This window comes from Shewanella chilikensis, from assembly GCF_002836945.1.
In the GTDB taxonomy this organism is placed as follows: domain Bacteria; phylum Pseudomonadota; class Gammaproteobacteria; order Enterobacterales; family Shewanellaceae; genus Shewanella; species Shewanella chilikensis.
This window is the reverse complement of record NZ_NIJM01000007.1, coordinates 63,345-79,644: the sequence shown is the minus strand read 5'-3', so window position 1 is coordinate 79,644 and position 16,300 is coordinate 63,345. Positions and strand designations below refer to the sequence as shown.

Sequence of the window (16,300 nt, the reverse complement as noted above, 5' to 3'; positions counted from 1 at the left end):
TGTGCATGAAATATTTCTCTGACAGTGGTTAAGCGGTTTTGCCAATGGCTGAGCTTTAAAGGGTCGTTGGGGTGGTCTCTTAAGCCAGTGGTTTTCTCCGTCAGTGGCGCATGCATATAGTTATCGTATTTTTGATGGCTGGGATTGCCTCAGGATACCTAACCGTTCTCGTTAATGAAATGCAAAGAATCGGTTATTGGATCTAAGTCTTTTTAATGCTTGTTCTGTGCTTTGAATCAAGGCTTTTCTGTTTCTTTCTTTTGTTTGGATGACTTGAGTCCTGCTCTGGCACTTTCCAGCATGGGTGCCAGCTTGGCTGCTGAATCCGGGCTGAAAAAGCAACTGCTGGAGTCCAACTGCAATGGTGCCGAAAACTGGTTCATCTGCCGTTCAAGGCGTTTGATAATGTGTTCCAGATCCCGTTCCAGGTCGACAAACACCAGCAAGACGTATTGGCTGTCGTTGTAGTGGGCGGCAATATCCGCGGTTCTTATGGTACTGAGGATCAGGTTGCCGAGTTCCTTATGATGACGTGCCAGCGTTTCGGCATCCATATTCACACCAGGTACCAACTCAAAAAAAATAATGCCTGAATGAGCACCGAAGCGGCGACCGAGATTGAGCTGTCTGGGCGCCATCATAATGAAACCATAACGGTTGAGTATGCCGGTATCCCGGTCACGCATGGATAGCGATTCGATTCTATGGCTTTGGCATAGGAGCGCCAAGTCTTGCTGTAGCAGAATTTGAAACGGTTCCAGCATATAAGGGCTTATGTGCTGCTGCTCGCTGGCATGGGCATTGATGACACACAGGCAACCGAATACTGAACCGTCGGGCCAGAGCACTGGCCGGGATAGAATTCCCAGGACATTGCTGAACTCTTTTGGGTTGTCATCATTGGTGGAGCGGGTGAGATCCAGATTGACGCCCTCGGGTGGGCTATCGACCATACGCTGGAATACACTTTCATCTGCAGAGAATACCTTGCCGGGCGGGAACCTGTGGCTGGCATCGGCGGCGCTGACAATGACTTCGAATCCCTGATCTGTCTTTTGCAGCACAAAGACTTTGTCGGCCTGGTAGTAACGTTTCATTAGCTCACATTGATGCATCCAGCGAATAAGGTTGAGTCTGTGGCTTTCATTTTCCAATAGGCTCTTGCCTGGGTCTATGGTATCCGGGAGCATGTCTCTTCCTGAGTGAAGTGGCTTAAGTTCAACTTTAAGTGTGGAAGCAGTATGGGAATTTCGCAAATCGAGTGCGGCTCAAACCTGCTTTGGCTATAATGCGGCTTCTTTTATTGCTGAGTCTTTTTAATGCCGAAAACCATGCAATACCGCCAGGCCGAGGCGGCCGATGTTGAGACGATAGCTTGTCTGGAGCAGCGCTTCGGCCAGGATGAATTGAGTGCCAGAGAGCGTACACAGGGCATGCAAGGGCAGGGTTTTTCGGCCAAGGAGCTTGAACCTCTGGTGGCTTCCGGTCATGTATGGCTGGCGTTGGACGCGACTAAAGTAGTCGGTTATCTGATAAGCGGCAGTTGGGATAAACTCAAGCATTCGCCTTTGTGTCAGGCCCTCTGTCGGCAACTGGCCCAGAATCGCTTTGACCTGGGGCTGAACTGGCAGCAGACTCTGAATTACGGCCCGGTTTGGGTGCATCCTGATTATCGTGGCAAGGGCGTGTTTGATAAGCTTTACGGCGCCGCCAGAGCCAACATCAGTGCGCCTTGGCTGGCACTGATCGCCGAGGACAACGAGGCGTCTATACGTGCCCATAGCCGGGATGGCCGCATGCGCACCCTGGACTTTGTCACCCTTTGTGGCAGGGATTTTTATCTGCTGCTGGGGTAACAGTTGCTTTTACGCGGGAGAGTAGATGCAAAACACGCCAGAAACCCTACTGCAAGCCTGTGAGTCGCTAAGGCTCTCTGCCTGGGATAATGTCAGATACCTGGTGTCTGTTTTAGCGCTGCAGGGCGAGCAGGCAAAGGCTTTTGAAGCCCAAATCGATGGCAAGCCGCATTATCTGCTGCAAGCCTTGGGCGTTTGTTTTGACTGTGGGCGCAGCAACAGTTATCAGGTGCAGATCCGTCTATTGACCGGCACCGAATTCACTCCAATGAAAGTGTTGGATATCACGCCGCTATCGGCCGAGCAGTTGGGTTACCTCTGTATGGAAACGGCCCATTTCGATCACTGTTACTGAGTGTCAGCCCGGCAGATATAAAAAAACCGCCCTGAGGCGGTTTTTACAAGCTGAGTCTATTACAGACCTGCGTCGGCGCGTAGGGCTTCAGCCTTGTTGGTTTGCTCCCATGGGAACTCGTCACGGCCGAAGTGACCGTAAGCGGCGGTGCCTTGATAGATGGGACGCGCCAGATCCAGCATCTCGGTCAGGCCGTATGGACGCAGATCGAAGTGCTGACGTACCAACTGGATAAGCAATTCTTGCGAGACTTTGCCTGTACCGAAGGTTTCCACACTGATGGAGGTCGGTTCGGCCACACCAATGGCGTAAGACACCTGGATTTCACAGCGATCCGCCAGACCTGCAGCCACTATGTTCTTGGCAACGTAACGGGCAGCGTAAGCGGCGCTACGGTCAACCTTGGATGGGTCTTTACCTGAGAAGGCGCCACCACCGTGACGGGCCATGCCGCCGTAGGTATCAACAATGATCTTGCGACCGGTCAAACCACAGTCACCCATAGGGCCACCGATAACGAAACGGCCGGTTGGGTTGATGAAGTACTTGGTGTCCTTGTTCAGCCACTGGGCTGGCAATACCGGCTTGATGATGGTTTCCATCACGCCTTCCACCAGATCCGCCTGACTGACGCTTTCGCAATGCTGGGTAGAAAGTACCACGGCATCGATACCGACAATCTTGTTGTCTTCGTAGGCGAAAGTCACCTGAGACTTGGCATCGGGACGCAGCCAAGGCAGAGCGCCGCTCTTGCGTACTTCTGACTGGCGCTTAACCAACTGGTGAGCGTAGGTGATAGGAGCGGGCATCAGCACGTCGGTCTCATTGCTGGCGTAACCGAACATCAGACCCTGGTCACCGGCACCCTGTTCTTTGGGATCGGCACGGTCTACACCTTGGTTGATATCGGGGGACTGCTTGCCGATGGCGTTCAGTACCGCGCAGCTGTCGGCATCAAAACCCATATCCGAGTGGGTATAACCTATTTCGCGAACGGTTTTACGGGTCAGTTCTTCAATATCGACCCAGGCAGAGGTGGTGACTTCACCGGCTACCAGTACCATACCTGTCTTGACCAAGGTTTCACAGGCTACGCGGGCCTTGGGATCCTGAGCCAGAATCGCGTCGAGTACCGCATCAGAAATCTGATCGGCGATTTTATCTGGATGTCCTTCTGAGACTGACTCAGAGGTAAACAAGTGTTTTGCCATAATTCGGAAAATCTCGTCTGTGGAATTCAAACGTGTAGAAGCATCTACATCTAGACGGCCATTTTAGTGGAATTCGACTGGGATGACACCCCTTGTCGCAAATATTTGTGCGCCATGGCGCAGGAATCGGCCCAAATGACTAAGAGCTTTTTCCACTGTTTTCAGCTATTTTGCTGAAATGTATCAGGTTCATCTGTATCTGGATGGGGTTTTTCCTATGGCGCTTTAACCCAGGCAGCCGCATTGAAAGCGATCAGCGGACAGGCAAGTTGACAGCTTTGTGAGCGGTAAGCTTCGTAAATGAGGTGCAAATGTAAACACAAAGCAAAGCCTGGGCTGCTTTTGCCGTCGTGAGAGGGTGAATTTTATTTGCGTCCTTCTGCCCGGTAGGGGAAAATATGACTCCATTTTGCCCAAGACCTCTAAGATCAAGCAGGAGAGAGCATGTCTTCCCGTAAAGAACTCGCTAACGCTATCCGTGTTTTAAGTATGGACGCTGTCCAAAAGGCCAATTCCGGCCACCCCGGTGCTCCCATGGGGATGGCTGATATCGCCGAAGTCCTGTGGCGGGATCACCTCAAGCACAACCCTGTGAACCCTCAATGGGCCGACCGCGACCGCTTTGTGCTGTCAAACGGCCATGGTTCCATGCTGCATTACTCACTGCTGCATCTGGCGGGTTATGATCTGGGCATTGAAGATCTCAAGCAGTTCCGTCAACTGCACTCACGCACTCCGGGCCATCCTGAATATGGTTATGCTCCCGGCATCGAAACCACCACAGGGCCTTTGGGGCAAGGCATCACCAATGCCGTAGGTATGGCGATTGCGGAAAAGGCTCTGGCGGCTCAGTTTAACCGTGACGGTCACGATATTGTCGATCATCACACTTATGTCTTCATGGGTGACGGCTGTCTGATGGAAGGTATCTCCCATGAGGCCTGCTCACTGGCCGGTACCCTGGGTCTTGGCAAACTGATCGCCTTCTGGGATGACAACGGTATCTCCATCGATGGTCATGTTGAAGGTTGGTTCAGCGATGATACTCCCAAGCGCTTTGAAGCCTATGGCTGGCACGTGGTTGCCGGTGTCGATGGTCACGACCCACAAGCTATTAACGCCGCCATTGAAGCCGCCAAGGCCGATCCGCGTCCATCGTTGATCTGCTGCAAGACCATCATAGGTTACGGTTCACCCAACAAGTCCGGTTCTCACGATTGCCACGGTGCGCCGCTGGGTGATGCTGAAATCGCCGCCGCCCGTGAATTCCTGGGCTGGAAGCACGACCCATTTGTGATCCCATCTGAAATCTATGCAGCTTGGGATGCCAAGGAAGCCGGTAAGGCCGCCGAAAGTAGCTGGAACGACAAGTTCGCCGCCTATGAAGCCGCTCACCCTGCGCTGGCCGCCGAGCTCAAGCGTCGCCTTAACGGTGAACTGCCAGCCAACTTTGACGCCGATGCCAACGCCTATATAGAGCAGTTGCAGGCTAACCCTGCCAATATCGCTTCCCGTAAGGCCTCGCAAAATGCGCTGGAAGCTTTCGGTAAAATGCTACCGGAATTCTTAGGGGGCAGTGCTGACCTGGCGCCTTCCAACCTGACCATGTACTCAGGTTCCAAACCTATTTCGGCCGAAGATGCCAGCGGCAACTACCTGCACTATGGTGTGCGTGAGTTTGGTATGACCGCCATCATCAACGGTATTGCCCTGCACGGCGGGTTTGTTCCTTACGGCGCCACCTTCCTGATGTTTATGGAATACGCCCGTAACGCCATGCGGATGGCTGCGCTGATGAAGGTGCAGAATATTCAAGTCTATACCCACGACTCCATTGGTCTGGGTGAAGATGGCCCGACTCACCAGCCGGTTGAGCAGATTGCCTCTTTGCGTATGACTCCCAACATGAGCACCTGGCGTCCATGTGACCAGGTAGAATCTGCCATCGCCTGGAAGTACGCCATTGAGCGCAAAGACGGCCCAACTTCACTGATCTTCTCGCGTCAGAACCTGACCCAGATGCCACGTAGCGCCGAGCAGCTGAGCGATGTGGCCAAGGGCGGTTATGTGCTGGTGGATTGTGAAGGCACGCCTGAGCTGATCATCATTGCCACCGGCAGCGAAGTCGAGTTGGCAGTTAAGGCCCAGGCTGAGCTGGCCGCTACTGGCGCCAAGGTGCGCGTGGTTTCCATGCCATCTACCGACGTATTCGACCAACAGGACGCGGCTTATAAAGAAGCCGTACTGCCAGCCAATGTCACAAAACGATTGGCAGTGGAAGCGGGCATTGCCGATTACTGGTATAAGTATGTCGGCCTGAATGGCCGCATTATTGGCATGACCAGCTTCGGTGAGTCAGCGCCTGCCAATCAGTTGTTTGAGATGTTCGGTTTCACTGTCGATAAAGTGGTTGAAGCCGGTAAGGCTCTGCTCGCCTGAGCCGCGCCTGCCTGATTGGAAATGACTGTGCGGCAACCAGGCAATGGAATGCCGCCCAGGAAGTGCAACGGCCTGTCAGGAAGACAGGCCGTTACCCAATCAGCATCCCTCATTAGAGGAACAGGATCTCCATGATCAGAGTCGCAATCAATGGTTATGGCCGCATCGGCCGTTCAATTCTCCGTGCCTTATACGAGTCGGGTAAAAGGCAGCAAATTCAGATCGTTGCTATCAATGAACTGGCTAAGCCCGAGGCCATAGTTCACCTCACCAACTATGATACCACCCATGGTCGCTTCCATAGCCGCGCGAGTCTTGCAGACGGCATGATGCAACTGGGGGATGACAGTATCAGACTGTTGGCTGAACCGGAGGCAAACAAACTGCCCTGGGGCGAGCTGGATATCGACTTGGTGTTTGAAGCCACAGGCGCCCTGTCAGATAGACAGAGCTGCGAGGCTCATCTTCAGGCCGGTGCCCGCCAGGTATTGATAAGCCACCCCTCTTCGGCGGATGTTGATGCCACCATAGTCTATGGCGTTAACCAGGAACTGTTGGCCGCCGAGCACACTGTGGTGTCCAATGCATCCTGTACCACCAACTGTATTGTCCCTGTCATCGATGTGCTGGACCGGCACTTCGGAGTCAAGAGCGGTGCTATTACCACTATCCACTCGGCGATGAATGATCAGCAGGTTATAGATGCCTATCACGACGATCTGCGCCGCACCCGCGCCGCCGGGCAATCGATCATTCCGGTCGACACCAAGCTGGCCCGCGGCATAGAGCGTATCCTGCCGCAGATGAAGGATAAGTTCGAGGCCATTTCAGTGCGGGTGCCCACTATTAATGTCACCGCCATAGATGTGTCTGTGACCCTCAACGACAGAGTGGATATTGCCAAGGTAAACCAGGTGCTGGAACAGGCGACCCATGGCAGGCTTGAGGGCATTCTGGGCTATACTGATGAGCCTCTGGTATCATGCGATTTTAATCATGATCCGCGCTCCAGCGTGGTCGATGGCACCCAGACCCGGGTCAGTGATGGCCAACTGGTGAAGCTGTTGCTTTGGTGCGACAACGAATGGGGCTTTGCCAACCGTATGTTGGATACGGCACTGGCGATGATCAAGGCCCGCAGCGCCTGAGAGGCTGCAACAGATTATTTCAGGGGGCAGGGAAGCTGCCGCCCTTAGTGAAACAGATTTGTTTTTGATTAAGAAGGAAGCGTAAAAATGGCAATTATCAAGATGTCAGAGCTGGATCTTCAGGGCAAGCGTGTGCTTATCCGTGAAGATCTCAACGTGCCTGTGGCCGATGGTGTAGTCACCAGCGACGCGCGTCTGCGGGCGTCACTGCCCACCATCAAGTTGGCACTGGAAAAAGGGGCTGCCGTGATGGTGATGTCCCACCTGGGACGACCAACCGAAGGCGAATATAATGAGGAGTTTTCCCTCAAGCCTGTGGTGGATTATCTGGCTAAGGCGCTGGACTGCCCTGTGCGTCTGGAAAAAGACTATCTGGAAGGCGTTGAAGTTGCCCAAGGCGAAGTGGTGGTGTTTGAAAACGTCCGCTTTAACAAGGGTGAGAAGAAAAACGACGAGGCGCTTTCCAAGCAGCTGGCGGCCCTGTGTGATGTTTATGTGATGGATGCCTTCGGTACCGCTCACCGCGCCCAGGCCTCGACTCATGGTGTTGGCATGTTTGCCCCGATAGCCTGCGCCGGCCCATTGCTGGCGGCTGAGCTGGATGCCCTGGGTAAGGCGATGGATAACCCGGCGCGTCCCTTGGTGGCGATTGTCGGTGGCTCCAAGGTGTCGACCAAGCTGACAGTACTTGAATCTCTTTCCGGCATAGTAGATCAACTGGTGGTGGGTGGTGGTATCGCCAACACCTTTATTGCCGCCGCCGGCCATCCTGTGGGCAAGTCGCTCTATGAAGCCGACCTTATCGATGAAGCCAAGCGCTTGGTGGCCAATGCCCAGAGCGGTGGCGGCGATATCCCCGTGCCTACCGATGTGGTGGTTGGCAAGGAGTTCAGCCCAGCAGCCGTGGCTACCTTGAAACCAGTGGCCGAGGTTGCCGACGATGAGATGATCTTCGACATAGGCCCGGACAGCGCCGAAGCCCTGGCAGCTATCCTGCAACAAGCCGGTACCATAGTCTGGAATGGCCCGGTTGGGGTGTTCGAGTTCGACCAGTTCGGCGAAGGTACCAAGCGTATCGCCCAGGCGATCGCCGAGTCACCGGCCTTCTCCATCGCAGGTGGCGGTGATACTCTGGCCGCCGTGGATAAATACGGTATTGCCGACAAGGTGTCATACATCTCTACCGGCGGTGGCGCCTTCCTCGAGTTCCTCGAAGGTAAAGAGTTACCGGCGGTGGCCATGCTCAAGGCCCGCGGTAACTGAGCAACAGCAAAAGAATTATAAAGAAACCGCTCCCGGCTTTGCCGGGAGCATCAAGTTAAATCCAAGCGATAGCGACCTCGGTGAAGCAATTCACCCTATTACTGGAGTAAAAAATGGCCCTTATTTCCCTACGCCAACTACTGGACCACGCCGCCGAACATGGATACGGTGTCCCCGCGTTCAACGTCAACAACCTGGAGCAGATGCGTGCCATCATGCAGGCCGCCGAAGCCACTGACAGCCCTGTGATTGTGCAGGCTTCTGCCGGTGCCCGTAAGTATGCCCGTCCTCAGTTCCTCAAGTATCTGATGGCTGCTGCTCTCGAGCAGTATCCGGATATCCCTGTGTGTATTCACCAGGATCACGGTACCCACCCTGACGTGTGTCAGCGTTCCATCCAGCTCGGCATGAGCTCTGTGATGATGGACGGTTCCTTGATGTCTGACGGCAAGACTCCTGCCTCTTATGAGTACAACGTCGATGTCACCCGCAAGACAGTGGCGTTTGCCCACGCCTGTGGTGTTTCTGTTGAAGGTGAAATCGGTTGTCTGGGTAGCCTGGAAACCGGTATGGCCGGTGAAGAAGACGGTATCGGCGCCGAAGGCACTCTGAGCCATGAGCAGATGCTGACCAGCCCGGAAGAAGCCGCCCGCTTCGTGGCCGACACTCATGTGGATGCCCTGGCCATCGCTATAGGTACCAGTCACGGTGCTTACAAGTTCAGCCGCAAGCCTACCGGCGATGTGCTGCGTATCGACCGTATTAAAGAGATCCACGCCCGTATCCCCAACACTCACCTGGTTATGCACGGATCTTCTTCTGTACCTCAGGAGTGGCTGCAGATCATCAACCAGTATGGTGGCGCGATCCCTGAAACTTACGGCGTGCCGCTGGAAGAGATTGTTGAAGGCATCAAGCACGGTGTGCGTAAGGTTAACATCGACACAGATTTGCGTCTGGCATCTACCGGTGCGGTACGTAAGTTCCTGGCCGAAAACCCAACTGAGTTTGATCCACGCAAATTCCTCAAGGCTTCCATGGAAGCCATGGCCGACATCTGTACCGTGCGCTACGAAGCCTTCGGTTGTGCCGGTATGGGTTCCAAGATCAAGCCGCTGTCACTGCAGGCCATGTACAAGCGTTATCAGACCGGCGAACTGGATCCACAGATCAACCTGTAATTCCGTTCTCTGTATTGAAAGCCCGCTTTCGCGGGCTTTTTTACTTTTAGTTTCCAGAGTGTAAACCTGAGGTGGATGCTTGGTGTTGATCTTTGGCGGCCACGATACACTCGGATGATAGGGCTGAGGTTGGCGGAGTGTTATCCGGATGGCTCTTGAGTCATCACAACGCCTTTTTGATAAGCTTGGCCAGGTTGGCGATTGATTGCTCCAACTTTGGTCCGCCAGGCAGTGAGGCATTGATGCGAAAACAGTGGCTGAACTCCCGGTGCGCCGAGAACATCTGCCCCGGCGCCAGGCTTATTCCTTGTGAGAGTGCCTGGCGATAAAGCTCTGTGGTGTCCCGCCCCTCGGGTAACTCTACCCAGAGAAAATAGCCGCCATCGCCATAATGCACTCTGACACTGTCGGGTAAGCGGCTCTTCAATGCCTGCCAGGTGGCGAATTTTCGTTGTTCCAAAGTGCGTCTCAATTGCCGCAGGTGGGTCTCATAGCTGCGGGTCGACAGGTAGTGGGCCAGCGCCAATTGCACCGGGGTGCTGGTGGCCAGGGTGCTCATCAGTTGCAGTTTTTGAATACTGAGCGCCATCTTGCCGGCGGCCACCCAACCGACGCGAAAACCGCCCACCAGAGATTTGGAGAAGGAGCCGCAGTGCAGAGTTCTGTCGTCTGGATCGAAGGCCTTGGCCGGCAGGGGCTTCTCCTTGCCGAAATAGAGTTCACTGTAGACATCGTCTTCAATCAAAAAGCAGTCGTGTTCCTGCAGGAGTTTCAGCAAACGACGCTTCTTGTCATCGCTCATACTGCAGCCCAAGGGATTTTGAAAGTTGGTCATTAACCAGCAGGCCTTGACCCTGTGAGTTTGCAGCGCCTGGGCCAGAGACTGTAGATCTATCCCTTCCTGGGGATGGGTGCGAATGGCGAGCGCCTTGAGGCCGAGGCGCTCCAGCGACTGCAGGGCGCCGTAGAAGGCGGGGTTTTCTATCACCACCCAATCCCCGGGACGGGTGACCGCTTGCAGGCTCAGGTTCAATGCCTCCAGAGCCCCTGCGGTGATCACTATTTCATCCGGCGAGATGCTCATTCCCTGCGCCGCGTAGCGCTGGGCTATGATATGCCTGAGCGCCGGGTTCCCGGGTGGCAGATTGTCCAGAGCGCTGGCGGAATCCAGGGTCTTGGCGCTTGAAATCAAGGCCCGGTTCAACTGTTTGTGGGGCGACAGCCCGGGATCCGGGTAGGCAGAGCCAAACCCTGTGATCCCCGGATCGCGACTGGCCTGCAACACTTCAAAGATAAAGGCGTTGATATCCACCGACTCGGCGCGGGTCACAGCACTGGACTGGTGCAGGCCTTGAGGCTTGGGCGCAGCCACTTTAGGGGCGACAAAGTAACCTGAGCGGGGGCGGGAGATTATCCAGCCCTGGCTCTCCAATACCTGATAGGCATGCATCACTGTCATTAAACTCATCTGGCTCTGCTGAGTCTGCTCCCTGAGTGAAGGTAAGCGGTCACCCACCTGCCAGACACCGCTCTGTATCTGCTGCCTCAATTGCTGGATCAGGGTTTCATATTTGGCCATGGTTTACTCTGCCTTATTGCCCTTACCCAGCATAACAATTATTCAATCTGTTATATATAAAATCGTATTTTCTGTATCTATTATAGTTTTGTCTCTGTCCTTAAGATGCCAGCCAGGTTTATTGACCCTTTGAGGTGGTTCATGTTTGGACTGGATGCACTCGAAATGGCACGCATACAGTTTGCCTTCACGGTTTCTTTTCACATTATCTTCCCGGCCATCACCATTGGCATGGCAAGTTATCTCGCGGTACTGGAAGGGCTTTGGCTCAAAAAGCGTAATCCGGTATACAAGCAGCTGTATCATTTTTGGTCCAAGGTATTTGCGGTCAACTTTGGTATGGGGGTGGTTTCCGGCTTGGTGATGGCTTACCAGTTTGGCACCAACTGGAGCGGCTTTTCCGAGTTTGCCGGCAGTATTACCGGCCCTTTGCTGACCTATGAAGTGCTGACCGCCTTCTTCCTCGAAGCCGGATTTCTGGGGGTGATGCTGTTTGGCTGGAAAAAAGTCGGCGATCAGCTGCACTTCTTCTCCACCTGCATGGTCGCCCTCGGCACCCTAATGTCCATGTTCTGGATCTTGGCCTCCAACAGCTGGATGCACACGCCCCAGGGCTTTGTCATTGAAGCCGGCCAAGTGGTACCTACAGACTGGCTGGCGGTCATCTTCAACCCTTCCTTTATACCGCGTCTTTCGCATATGGCGGTGGCCGCCTTTATCTGCTGCGCCTTGATGGTGGCGGCATCGGGCGCCTGGCATTTGCTTAAAGGCAACGACAACCCGGCGGTGCGCAAGATGTTCTCCATGGCGCTGTGGATGATCCTCGCCTGTGCACCTTTGCAGGCCTTGCTTGGGGATATTCACGGGCTCAATACCCTGGAGCATCAGCCGGCCAAAGTCGCCGCCATGGAAGGGCACTGGGACAACAGCTCAGGGGAGCCGACACCGCTTATCCTGTTTGGCTGGCCCAATATGGAGACAGAAACCACTGACTATGCTCTCAAGATCCCGGCGCTGGCCAGTTTGATCCTGATGCACGATAGCCAAGCCCAGGTGCCGGCGCTGAAGGAGTTTGCCGTGGAAGACAGGCCCAATGTCCCTATCGTCTTCTGGTCATTTCGGGTCATGGTCGGACTGGGCATATTGATGCTGCTGCTCGGTGTCGTCAGCCTTTGGCTCAGACGCAGTGGTGGCCTGTACCAGAGCCGCTGGTTTCTGCGCTTCAGTCTGTTCATGGGACCATCGGGACTCATAGCGCTGTTGGCCGGTTGGATAACCACGGAAGTGGGGCGGCAACCCTGGATCATTCATGGGGTAATGCGCACCCAGGATGCGGTCTCCGCCCATGGCGAGCTGCATATGAGCCTTAGCCTGCTGGGGTTCTTTGTGGTCTACAGCCTGGTGTTTGGTTTGGGGTATCTCTATCTGCTCAATCTTATCCGTCAGGGGCCCAAGGTCGAGGAAGTCTTATCCGAAAGCCCTGCGTTGGTCGGGCGAATTTCACAGTTTCACAGCGACGAGTTGCATAAGGAGAGCTGAGTATGGGTATCGATCTGGCTGTTATCTGGTTTGTGATTATTATTTTCGCCACCTTGATGTACATAGTCATGGATGGTTTTGACCTGGGCGTGGGGATACTGCTGCCCTTGGTTGAAGACAGGCATGACAAAGATATCATGGTGAACTCGGTGGCACCTGTGTGGGACGGCAATGAAACCTGGCTGGTACTGGGCGGGGCTGCACTGTTCGGCGCCTTTCCGCTGGCTTATGCGGTGATTATCGATGCCTTGGCGATTCCGCTGACCTTTATGCTGGTGGCACTTATCTTTCGAGGCTTGGCGTTTGAGTTTCGCTTCAAGGCGTTTGAAGGCCACAGAAAAGCCTGGGACAGGGCATTTGCCATCGGCTCTGTGGCAGCGACCTTCTTCCAGGGGGTGGTGCTGGGGGCTGTGATATCCGGTTTCCCCGTCATAGATCGCAGCTTTGCCGGCTCGCAGCTCGATTGGTTGGCGCCTTTCCCGCTTTTATGCGGTGTCGGGCTGGTGGTCGCTTACGGACTCCTTGGCAGCAGCTGGCTGATCATGAAGACCCAGGGGCATCTGCAGCAACAGATGTTTCTGCTGAGCCGCTCTTTGCTCATAGGCTTACTGGTGGCCATAGTGCTGGTCAGTATCTGGACGCCTTTGGCACATCCCCAAATCGCCGAGCGTTGGTTTTCGCTGCCGAACCTTATTTTCCTGTCACCCGTGCCTTTATTGACGGCGCTGCTGGGCTGGAATCTGTACCTGGGCCTGCAAAGGCAAGATACTTACCAACCTTTTGTGATGACGCTGCTCTTGGTGTTACTGGGGTTTTGCGGTCTTGGGATCAGCATCTGGCCCTATATTATTCCACCGGGCATCAGCATCTGGCAGGCTTCGGCGCCGCCACAGAGCCAAGGCTTCATGCTGGTGGGGGCGTTGTTTATTATCCCGATTATTCTGGTTTATACCTGCTGGACCTATTATGTGTTCCGCGGCAAGGTGAGCGCCGATGATGCCTATCATTAATGCTTTGAGGGGCCGGGCCATCCGGCTGTTGGCCCCCGCTAAGGCTTGGCTCGATAGCCGTCCAGGCTGCTGGATGCTGCTGCTCTGGTGCTTGAGTGTGCTTTCTTTGCTGAGCGTCTCTTCGCTGTTGCGACTACTGATGTCTGCGGCCGGGTTGAAGGCCTGATTGGGGGCCATTGTTATCAATATGGTGTACGCAATCAGGTTTTTCGGCTGAAAAATGCGAGCTGTTTCGTATTTTTCGCTGTAGATGTTAAGATGGCGCCCGTTTTTTTAGGGATTGCTTTGAACGGAGATGCACAAGAATGAAAAAACTGCTTAGCGCTGCAGCCATTCTGCTGGTCGCACCATTTGCTCACGCAGGGGCCGACTTTGTCGAAGGTGATAAAACATTTGCCGGTGAGGCGGAGTTGGGGGCCACCCTGACCACAGGTAACACTGATACCTCTTCGGTGAAGGCCCGCCTGGCGATGAAACATGAACTGGGCAACTGGGAAAACCAGTATCTGCTCGAAGGTCTGTATAAGGAAGATTCTGAAGAAGTTACTGCCAAGCGTTATTTTGGTGGCGTTCAGGGCAACTACCGTCTGGATGAGCGCAGTTATCTGTTTGCCAACACCAGTTACGAAGCCGATCCCTTTACTGGTTATGATTATAAATTTAACAGCGCAGCCGGTTACGGCTACCGTGTATTCCAGGGCAGCAAGAGCTTCCTGGATGCCGAGATAGGTCCTGGTTACCAGTATCAGCGCCTGGACAGCGAGCAGCGGGCTATTTTGGGTTACAACTCAGATGCCAGCTGGGTGGCTCACGGGGTGATTAACTATGAGCTGGAGATCAGCAAGACCTCCAAATTCCGTCAAATGTTTATTGCCGACTATGGTGACAAGCTAGACGCCCGCTCCGAGACTTCGCTGACCGCCAACATCATTGGCGCCCTGGCAATGAAGTTTGCTGTGATTGTGCGTTATAACAGCGATCCGCTGGACGATAAAAAGAGCACTGACACTGAAACCAACATGACACTGCTGTACTCCTTCTAAAAAGTCGTGAGATAAAAAAGTGTGAACCAGATAAAAGCGCCTACGGGCGCTTTTGTGATCTATGGTGTTTTTTTACCAGTCCTTGGCAATCTTTCTCCGGTTATCTGCCGCTTAAGGCTTGGGCTTGCTCACTTAAATTACAGAAATTTGCGTTTTATCAAGATTTGCTTTCTTGTCTCTGTGCTAGGTTTTAGTTAATTTCCTACCGAGAGATCATTGAAATGAAGTTGATGCGTTTGCATGGGGGCTGCGCAGCCTTAGGAGGAATTTTGTCCGGACTGTTTTCGCCTGCGGTCCTGGCTAGCACGGAAGCCGTAAATAATCTGAACCTGACGGACTCAACCGTGGGGTATTTGGCACTGACCCTATTTGCCATCGCCTATTTGCTGGTGATGGGAGAGGAGAAGTTGCACCTGAGGAAGTCCAAACCTGTATTGGTTGCCGCCGGTCTCATCTGGGGCATGATAGGTTATGTCTATACTCAAAACGGTATGTCGGAAGTGGCCGAGGCAGCTTTCAAGCATAACTTGCTTGAATATGCCGAACTGTTGCTGTTTTTACTGGTAGCCATGACCTATATCAATGCGATGGAAGAGCGCAGGTTGTTTGATGCTTTACGTTGTTGGATGGTCGGCAAGGGCTTCAGTTTGTATCAGATATTCTGGCTTACCGGCTTATTGGCCTTCTTTATATCACCTATCGCCGACAACCTGACCACGGCATTATTGATGTGTGCCGTGGTGATGAAAATGGGCGCCGATAATCGCCATTTTATCACCCTGTCCTGTATCAACATAGTGGTGGCCGCCAACGCCGGTGGCGCCTTCAGTCCCTTTGGGGATATCACCACTCTGATGGTGTGGCAAAAGGGTATGGTGCACTTTTCCGAGTTCTTTAAGCTGTTCCTGCCATCACTGGTGAATTTCCTGGTGCCGGCGCTGATTATGAGCCTGTTTATTTCCAGGGAAAAATCCGATGCCTTGGTTGAAAAAGTTTATACCAAGACAGGCGCCAAGCGGATAGTGCTGCTGTTCCTGTTTACTATTACTATGGCTGTGTGTGCTCATTCATTGTTGGGGCTGCCACCTGTGCTTGGCATGATGACAGGTCTTGGACTGCTGCAGTTCTTTGGCTTCTACCTGAGGAAGAATTTCCCTAAAGCATTGGCAAGGGCGCAGGAGAAGGCGCGCCTGATGCAGGATGAAAAGCGTTTGGAACAACTGGGTAACGTTGTGCCTTTCGATGTCTTCAGTCGTATTGCCAGAGCCGAATGGGATACTTTGCTGTTCTTCTATGGCGTGGTGCTCTGTGTTGGCGGCTTGGGCTTTATGGGCTATCTGAATATGGTGTCTCACGCCATGTACACCCAGTGGGATCCCACTTATGCCAATATCGCCATCGGGGTGTTGTCTTCTATCATAGACAACATTCCTGTGATGTTTGCCGTATTGACCATGAATCCGGATATGGCTCTTGGCCAATGGCTGCTGGTAACCCTGACTGCCGGAGTCGGGGGCAGTTTGCTGTCTATCGGCAGTGCTGCCGGGGTCGCTCTGATGGGGCAAGCTAGGGGCATTTATACTTTTGGGGCTCATCTCAAGTGGACGCCTGTTATCGCCCTGGGTTATATCGCCAGTATTCTGATACATCTCTGGCTTAACAGTTCTACATTCTAG

General features: G+C 53.7%; 14 protein-coding genes. 11 read left to right on the top strand and 3 right to left on the bottom strand.

The annotated features are described in order from the left end of the window. Window positions 1-236: 236 nt before the first annotated feature. The gene (locus tag CX651_RS04085; protein ID WP_101053788.1) at window positions 237-1,190 is read right to left on the bottom strand and encodes a nucleotidyl cyclase domain-containing protein; all 954 of its coding nucleotides are present in this window, start codon (window positions 1,188-1,190) and stop codon (window positions 237-239) included. Between the two features lie 129 nt (window positions 1,191-1,319). Here CX651_RS04085 and CX651_RS04080 point away from each other — a divergent pair, with 129 nt between their 5' ends. Then, window positions 1,320-1,856: a GNAT family N-acetyltransferase gene (locus CX651_RS04080; RefSeq protein WP_146225996.1), complete on the top strand. Its 537-nt coding sequence runs from the start codon at window positions 1,320-1,322 to the stop codon at window positions 1,854-1,856. A 25-nt stretch (window positions 1,857-1,881) separates the two neighbouring features. Beyond that, window positions 1,882-2,211: a hypothetical protein gene (locus CX651_RS04075; RefSeq protein ID WP_101053782.1), complete on the top strand. Its 330-nt coding sequence runs from the start codon at window positions 1,882-1,884 to the stop codon at window positions 2,209-2,211. Window positions 2,212-2,270: 59 nt separating this feature from the next. On the opposite strand, the gene metK is transcribed toward CX651_RS04075, so the two are convergent. Further along, window positions 2,271-3,422, bottom strand: a complete 1,152-nt coding sequence (metK, locus tag CX651_RS04070; protein WP_071475766.1) for a methionine adenosyltransferase — start codon at window positions 3,420-3,422, stop codon at window positions 2,271-2,273. 444 nt (window positions 3,423-3,866) lie between these two features. Between metK and tkt the strand changes: the two genes are divergently transcribed. From tkt to fba, 4 genes are all read left to right on the top strand, one after another. After that, entirely contained in the window at window positions 3,867-5,861 is a 1,995-nt protein-coding gene (tkt, locus tag CX651_RS04065) for a transketolase (protein ID WP_101053779.1), read from the top strand. Between the two features lie 131 nt (window positions 5,862-5,992). Continuing rightward, window positions 5,993-7,009 (top strand): erythrose-4-phosphate dehydrogenase, encoded by a 1,017-nt coding sequence (epd, locus tag CX651_RS04060; protein ID WP_101053776.1) that lies wholly within the window; start codon window positions 5,993-5,995, stop codon window positions 7,007-7,009. A gap of 87 nt (window positions 7,010-7,096) precedes the next feature. Beyond that, window positions 7,097-8,272, top strand: coding sequence for a phosphoglycerate kinase (locus CX651_RS04055; RefSeq protein ID WP_101053773.1), 1,176 nt, complete (start codon window positions 7,097-7,099; stop codon window positions 8,270-8,272). Between the two features lie 113 nt (window positions 8,273-8,385). Further along, window positions 8,386-9,453, top strand: coding sequence for a class II fructose-bisphosphate aldolase (gene fba, locus CX651_RS04050; protein ID WP_039033070.1), 1,068 nt, complete (start codon window positions 8,386-8,388; stop codon window positions 9,451-9,453). 163 nt (window positions 9,454-9,616) lie between these two features. On the opposite strand, the gene CX651_RS04045 is transcribed toward fba, so the two are convergent. Beyond that, entirely contained in the window at window positions 9,617-11,032 is a 1,416-nt protein-coding gene (locus CX651_RS04045; RefSeq protein WP_101053769.1) for an aminotransferase-like domain-containing protein, read from the bottom strand. Window positions 11,033-11,173: 141 nt separating this feature from the next. Here CX651_RS04045 and CX651_RS04040 point away from each other — a divergent pair, with 141 nt between their 5' ends. The 5 genes from CX651_RS04040 to nhaD all read left to right on the top strand — a co-directional run bounded on the left by CX651_RS04040 (window position 11,174) and on the right by nhaD (window position 16,300). Continuing rightward, window positions 11,174-12,571 carry a cytochrome ubiquinol oxidase subunit I gene (locus CX651_RS04040; RefSeq protein ID WP_101053766.1) on the top strand — a complete coding sequence of 466 codons (1,398 nt, stop codon included), beginning with the start codon at window positions 11,174-11,176 and terminating at the stop codon, window positions 12,569-12,571. Between the two features lie 2 nt (window positions 12,572-12,573). Beyond that, window positions 12,574-13,581: a cytochrome d ubiquinol oxidase subunit II gene (cydB, locus tag CX651_RS04035; RefSeq protein WP_101053763.1), complete on the top strand. Its 1,008-nt coding sequence runs from the start codon at window positions 12,574-12,576 to the stop codon at window positions 13,579-13,581. Beyond that, window positions 13,565-13,747 (top strand): DUF2474 family protein, encoded by a 183-nt coding sequence (locus tag CX651_RS20300; protein WP_240904979.1) that lies wholly within the window; start codon window positions 13,565-13,567, stop codon window positions 13,745-13,747. Before cydB ends, CX651_RS20300 begins: the two co-directional genes overlap by 17 nt. Window positions 13,748-13,886: 139 nt before the next feature. Next, on the top strand, window positions 13,887-14,624 hold the full coding sequence (locus CX651_RS04025; RefSeq protein ID WP_101053760.1) for a DUF481 domain-containing protein: 738 nt from the start codon (window positions 13,887-13,889) through the stop codon (window positions 14,622-14,624). A 221-nt stretch (window positions 14,625-14,845) separates the two neighbouring features. After that, window positions 14,846-16,300 (top strand): sodium:proton antiporter NhaD, encoded by a 1,455-nt coding sequence (nhaD, locus tag CX651_RS04020; protein WP_101053757.1) that lies wholly within the window; start codon window positions 14,846-14,848, stop codon window positions 16,298-16,300.

Coding starts and splice junctions, on each gene's coding strand:
- CX651_RS04075 (WP_101053782.1), top strand. CDS start 1,882: ATGCAAAACACGCCAGAAACCCTACTGCAAGCCTGTGAGTCGCTAAGG.
- CX651_RS04055 (WP_101053773.1), top strand. CDS start 7,097: ATGGCAATTATCAAGATGTCAGAGCTGGATCTTCAGGGCAAGCGTGTG.
- CX651_RS04085 (WP_101053788.1), bottom strand. CDS start 1,190: ATGCTCCCGGATACCATAGACCCAGGCAAGAGCCTATTGGAAAATGAA.
- fba (WP_039033070.1), top strand. CDS start 8,386: ATGGCCCTTATTTCCCTACGCCAACTACTGGACCACGCCGCCGAACAT.
- metK (WP_071475766.1), bottom strand. CDS start 3,422: ATGGCAAAACACTTGTTTACCTCTGAGTCAGTCTCAGAAGGACATCCA.
- nhaD (WP_101053757.1), top strand. CDS start 14,846: ATGAAGTTGATGCGTTTGCATGGGGGCTGCGCAGCCTTAGGAGGAATT.
- CX651_RS04080 (WP_146225996.1), top strand. CDS start 1,320: ATGCCGAAAACCATGCAATACCGCCAGGCCGAGGCGGCCGATGTTGAG.
- cydB (WP_101053763.1), top strand. CDS start 12,574: ATGGGTATCGATCTGGCTGTTATCTGGTTTGTGATTATTATTTTCGCC.
- epd (WP_101053776.1), top strand. CDS start 5,993: ATGATCAGAGTCGCAATCAATGGTTATGGCCGCATCGGCCGTTCAATT.
- CX651_RS04025 (WP_101053760.1), top strand. CDS start 13,887: ATGAAAAAACTGCTTAGCGCTGCAGCCATTCTGCTGGTCGCACCATTT.
- CX651_RS20300 (WP_240904979.1), top strand. CDS start 13,565: ATGATGCCTATCATTAATGCTTTGAGGGGCCGGGCCATCCGGCTGTTG.
- CX651_RS04045 (WP_101053769.1), bottom strand. CDS start 11,032: ATGGCCAAATATGAAACCCTGATCCAGCAATTGAGGCAGCAGATACAG.
- tkt (WP_101053779.1), top strand. CDS start 3,867: ATGTCTTCCCGTAAAGAACTCGCTAACGCTATCCGTGTTTTAAGTATG.
- CX651_RS04040 (WP_101053766.1), top strand. CDS start 11,174: ATGTTTGGACTGGATGCACTCGAAATGGCACGCATACAGTTTGCCTTC.